The sequence below is a fragment of the Streptomyces caelestis genome (assembly GCF_001279005.1).
GTDB classification, from domain to species: Bacteria; Actinomycetota; Actinomycetes; order Streptomycetales; family Streptomycetaceae; genus Streptomyces; species Streptomyces heliomycini.
Genome location: NZ_LGCN01000173.1, coordinates 1 through 232, shown reverse-complemented (window position 1 = coordinate 232; position 232 = coordinate 1). Strand labels below are relative to the sequence as shown.

Sequence of the window (232 nt, the reverse complement as noted above, 5' to 3'; positions counted from 1 at the left end):
GCTGTACGGTCGTTTCCCGGTGTTCGCGGAGGCGTTCGACGCGGTGTGCGCGGGCCTGGACGAGCATCTGGAACGTCCCCTGCGTGAGGTGGTGTGGGGCGAGGACGCGGAGGCGCTGAACCGGACCGCCTACGCCCAGGCCGGACTGTTCGCGGTCGAGGTGGCGTTGTTCCGGCTGGTGGAGTCGTGGGGTGTGCGGCCGGAGTTCGTGGCCGGGCATTCGATCGGTGAG

General features: G+C 69.8%; 1 protein-coding gene. It reads left to right on the top strand.

Annotated elements, in window-relative coordinates:
• Positions 1 to 232, top strand: a 232-nt coding sequence (locus ADK41_RS15390; RefSeq protein WP_158717753.1) for an acyltransferase domain-containing protein, incomplete at both ends; no start/stop codon positions are given.